Below are 3,359 nucleotides of genomic sequence, written 5' to 3'. Positions count from 1 at the left end.
ATTTTTCGCCAGCGTGACGCGGACCGCATGTGGTCTCTGCTCAAGCCAAAAATTGGCACGGACTACATGGCATGGAAAACAGTTTCTGATGTCGTCGATGTCAACACAATCATCACAGACGGTCGCTATTGGCTAAAATCAAACATGACGAACGCTCCACATGACGGCTGGGCCTACTTGTTTGTGGACGCAGCCGACCCCGTGTGTGTAATGCAACGTTGGGTTGGCACCGCGGCGGCAGACGTATATGTACGTATGCGCAATAACAACGTTTGGACACAATGGAACAAGGTTACCAACTGATAATGGAGGCAATAATGACATCAATCGCACTGGCTCGTCTGCCCGCAGCAGACCGGCTATTACCAAACATTGAGGCCAACGCGGAAACCATCATGGCAGCCGTAGATGACCTCTACCAACTCGACAACGCCGTCTTTTTCGAGGGCATCGAAGCTACGCCCAGCGTACCCGCACCACCGACGACCGAACTCAACCGCGCGGCGTATCTCTGGTGTAACTATTGCGTCGGCGACATCCAGTATGCGGTCAACGCTGTTATCGCTGAATTTAACAGCCACGGTATCGTCGGGCCGCCAGACTACACGGATATGGTACAGATAACCCTATGGCGTCCGGAGACGCTGGCAATTGACGGTAGCTTTATAACCGCACTCAACAGCGATTGGGCGGCAGTCGAAACAGCAATCAACACTATGTATAGCAATTATGAATCTCTATTTAAGAAAGGGTGATTTTTGTGGCAGTAAACAGCTACGTGACACTAGACCTTCTACGGCCGAATAACACGTTGTACGACCTCACACCAAACTTTAACGGCCGTGTGGGTGACTCACAGAGCTACGTCAAACTTTGGTTTAAATCCGACGGACTGAATTATGACCTCACCGGTAAGACGGTGGAGTTTGACGGGGTAGACCCCAAGGGGACGCCATTTAAAGTGAACGGTACCGCAGCGGCAGACCAGACCGGTGACGGCCTATCTACTGGTCGGGTGACTTTCTATTTTCCGGCCGAGTGCTTCCAAGCTCCGGGTGATTGGGACGACGACAGTACGTTCTTCGCCATCCTAGATGCTGACGGCAACCGGGTAAGCACGGTCAACGTGCATCTGCACGTGCTGGACGACAAAGTGTCTATGGGTATCAACGCAAAGCCTTTCGTTACAGACTTTGAGAAGCTCAAGGCGCAAATTCTGGCCGAGTGCAAGACCATTGAAGACGGGGCAAATGATGCGCTCAAACTTATCATTGACCCTAACAGTCAGCTTATGGTGACGCTCAACGCTGTTAAAACACAAGTTGCAGCCTACCAAACAGCAGTCCAAAACAACTCGTTTGTTAATTTAACTACTGATCAAACGATTAGCGGAGCTAAGACTTTTACCGCACCTATTAATGGTGCTCTGGCAACACGTCAAGCAACATTTACTGATTTTGCTACTGTAGCTGCAAATATGAATACGTATGCTGGCAATTGGTATGTTACAGAGACCCCGATAGCTAATTCGCCAATACCGGGCATAACGTGGTACGTGGTGGAAGTGGTTCCCGGAAATTCATTCACTGTCGGCACTATTCGCGTAAATCAATATGTTGGAAGCTCATATTTTGTCGCAGTAAATAACGGTGTGCTAGGCACGTGGCACAGAGTTGCCACTGATGCCGATGTAGCAACCTTAACGCCGTGGAGCAATGCCGGGCTGACGTGGGTCAACGGCTTTAGTGACCAGGACAACGGGCGATTCGCGTACTCGACCTTAACCATCAACGGTCACCAGCTAGTGATGATTGCTGGGCAAATTAAGTACACGACGGCACTAGCGGCGTGGACGTCCGTAGAAGTCGTTAAGTTCCCGTCGTCTCTGCAAATTGACAATGCCATGATGATTTCCGGCTCACTGGGAATCACACGAAACGCCAACAGTCTCGTCCAGTACGGTTTAACAGGTAGTGCGCTCACGGTGATGCCGTTTAAGGGTGACCAGTCGGACGGTATGCCAGACGTGCCCAAAGACGCTAATTGGCTACCTGGTGTAGGTATTCTGGCGATGATTAAGTAGCAGAAAGGAGAAAAGACATGGCAGATGAATCAGTAACCATTTACGCGTATGACTCCGACCTCAATTGGCTGGGCCAACGCGAGGGTGACGGCACCAAGCTACAGCCAGGCGAGAGCCTGCTCCCGTACATCGTCGTGTACGGCATCAACGCAGACAGCAAGGAGCTGGGGCCGACTAAGGTCGTCCGCAACGACTACACCGTCGGCGACGACGAAACCACCGTGGCACCCACACCTGGCCTATACACGCCCATTACCTGGGACGGCAAGGTTGGCAAGGGACGGATGAGGCGACCTACCAAGCACGTGTGGACGCGGAGGCGGCACAGTATCTTGCCGACCACCCAGTGACGCCAAGCGCAACCGATACGGCAATCGCCCAACTCGCGTATCAGCGAATGCAAGACCAGGCGACGATTAGCGACTTGCAGGCGCAAAACGCACAGATTGCATATCAACTCATGACTGTACAAGGAGGTACAAAATAATGACTTACCCAGACTTTAACGCAATCAAGTACTTTTACGGCCTCAAGCTATGGACTGACGATATGGTCGGCCAAGCGGTCAATTTCAAGGTAATCACGGCTGACCAGTACAAAGCATTGACCGGGAAGGACTACGCGGCGGCTACAAGCGAGGCTCCGGTTGCAACGTCTGCTGCACCTGATAATGCTGCACCAGCAGCCTCATAAGGGGGTGCGTTGATGTGCTCGAAAAAAATTAAAGCGTACCCGGAGCACGTCGCTGTCGGTATTGGCCTGATTCTCATCGGCTGGGTCTCATACCTGACACCGCCGCCGTTTACCTGGCCGCCCGTGTTTCGGGACATTGGCAACGACCACGGTTTCGACGTGCTGTTCATCGCGGTGGGGGCCGCACTGCTGTGGTGGGTGATGAGCAATCGCCACGACTTGGAGGTGGATAACCTCTTTTTGTCGGTCGCGGTCGGTTGCCTGACCTTGCTCACGGCGACACAGATGGCGCACGCATGGCACGCCGGACTACTTTTTAGCGGGGCAATGCCATGGGTGCAGGACTTAGTGATAACTGTACTGGTCGTCCGCCTCGCTTGGCGGGAGGACGATAATGGCACACTGGACTAAGCTGCTAAATATAATTTTTAACGACGTTGACGCTTTTTTTAAATGCGAGTTCACCAATAATTGTGGCGGTTATCACGTATTTTGGGACACGCCGGCGTCGTCATCACAAAAGACACAAGGAGGATAATTAAATGGACATTGCAAATGCAAGTGAGATTGCTATCATCGCGGC

At 52.2% G+C, this 3,359-nt stretch carries 6 protein-coding genes; all 6 read left to right on the top strand.

Translation table 11 applies throughout. From position 1 onward, the window contains the following. A partial coding sequence (locus JCM12539_RS14370) for a pyocin knob domain-containing protein (RefSeq protein WP_225350386.1) occupies nt 1–303 on the top strand: 303 nt, incomplete at its 5' end. Between the two features lie 14 nt (nt 304–317). Continuing rightward, complete coding sequence (locus tag JCM12539_RS12315) at nt 318–755, top strand: hypothetical protein (RefSeq protein WP_054651828.1); 438 nt, start codon at nt 318–320, stop codon at nt 753–755. A 5-nt stretch (nt 756–760) separates the two neighbouring features. Next, on the top strand, nt 761–2,083 hold the full coding sequence (locus JCM12539_RS12310; protein ID WP_056957019.1) for a BppU family phage baseplate upper protein: 1,323 nt from the start codon (nt 761–763) through the stop codon (nt 2,081–2,083). Between the two features lie 17 nt (nt 2,084–2,100). Next, entirely contained in the window at nt 2,101–2,433 is a 333-nt protein-coding gene (locus JCM12539_RS12305; RefSeq protein WP_054651824.1) for a hypothetical protein, read from the top strand. Nucleotides 2,434–2,569: 136 nt separating this feature from the next. Further along, nucleotides 2,570–2,776: an XkdX family protein gene (locus JCM12539_RS12300; protein ID WP_054651822.1), complete on the top strand. Its 207-nt coding sequence runs from the start codon at nt 2,570–2,572 to the stop codon at nt 2,774–2,776. Nucleotides 2,777–2,788: 12 nt separating this feature from the next. Further along, complete coding sequence (locus tag JCM12539_RS12295) at nt 2,789–3,187, top strand: hypothetical protein (RefSeq protein WP_054651820.1); 399 nt, start codon at nt 2,789–2,791, stop codon at nt 3,185–3,187. The last annotated feature ends 172 nt before the right edge of the window (nt 3,188–3,359 follow it).

Origin of the sequence: Lacticaseibacillus pantheris DSM 15945 = JCM 12539 = NBRC 106106 (assembly GCF_001311175.1) — a bacterium.
GTDB lineage: Bacteria > Bacillota > Bacilli > Lactobacillales > Lactobacillaceae > Lacticaseibacillus > Lacticaseibacillus pantheris.
Note: the sequence above shows the minus strand (reverse complement) of the source record. Positions and strands in the feature narration are given on the sequence as shown.

Bases quoted from the DNA above. Each gene is read 5' to 3' on its own strand.
- JCM12539_RS12315 (WP_054651828.1), top strand. From the start codon at position 318: ATGACATCAATCGCACTGGCTCGTCTGCCCGCAGCAGACCGGCTATTA.
- JCM12539_RS12305 (WP_054651824.1), top strand. From the start codon at position 2,101: ATGGCAGATGAATCAGTAACCATTTACGCGTATGACTCCGACCTCAAT.
- JCM12539_RS12300 (WP_054651822.1), top strand. From the start codon at position 2,570: ATGACTTACCCAGACTTTAACGCAATCAAGTACTTTTACGGCCTCAAG.
- JCM12539_RS12295 (WP_054651820.1), top strand. From the start codon at position 2,789: ATGTGCTCGAAAAAAATTAAAGCGTACCCGGAGCACGTCGCTGTCGGT.